The following is a 969-nucleotide window of genomic DNA, read 5'->3' as shown; positions in this document are numbered from 1 at the left end:
ATCCCCGTGGCCTATATGGTGCAGCACCAGTGAGTTAACCACCGGGTGGGATTCATACAATCTGTAATCCGGGTCCGGCAACCCGTAGTCACTGGGCTTGCCGATGATCATGCGGATCAGTCGGTCATCTACCCTTTGTTTGAGCGCACGGGGCAACTTGATTTTGCCACCAATGGAATCGGTGGCCTTACCGCCAATAAACTTGGGCAGGAAGTAATAACCCCGGCGTACGGACATATCCACGCTGGCGGCCCGGTGCACCGCATCCACGGCGATATCACAGGCCGAATTTCCACAGCCCACCACCAGCACCCGTTTGCCATCGAAACAGGAGGGATGCCGGTATTCACTGGAGTGCATCAATTCGCCATCAAAACGGCCCGGCAGGTTGGGCAGATTCGGCGTATGCAAGGTGCCGTTGGCAATCAGCACACCGGTAAAGCGGCGGCATTGCTCTTCCCCTTTCGCCTCGGTGGTTACCAGCCACTCATCACCATCGCGCAGCACCTGAACCACCCGGGTGGAAAATTCATAGTGCTCATACAGGCCGAAATGGGCGGCATACTGCTGGAAATAACGCTTCATCTCGCGATGGTGGGGGTAAGTGGCCACATCATCGGCCATGGGAAACTCTTTGAACTCGGTCATCGTCTTGGACGAGATCAGATGCGCCGATTCATACATGGTGCTGTGCGGGTTATCGATATCCCACAAGCCTCCCACATCGGTATTCAGGTCAAAACCGACAAAAGGAATACCGTATTTCTTCAGGTTCCTGGCCGTGGCCAGGCCCATGGGGCCGGCCCCTATCACTGCGTACATAGCTGTCCCGTTTTTATTGTGTCTTTTATTCGGTTACCGGTGCCCGACAAGCGAAGCGGAGCACAGAGTTTGGTATGCTTGCCACTCTAGGGCGGACAAACAATAGACACACGGCTATTTCAGGACGTTGTCACGGTTAATTCGGGA

General features: G+C 55.0%; 1 protein-coding gene. It reads right to left on the bottom strand.

Annotated features, from left to right (window positions below):
- Positions 1-822: NAD(P)/FAD-dependent oxidoreductase (locus A3730_RS05640; RefSeq protein ID WP_156500945.1), on the bottom strand; the 822-nt coding region annotated here is incomplete at its 3' end.
- Positions 823-969: the final 147 nt, after the last annotated feature.

Source organism: Alcanivorax sp. HI0044 (genome assembly GCF_001634945.1).
This window is presented reverse-complemented; position numbering and strand designations above follow the sequence as displayed.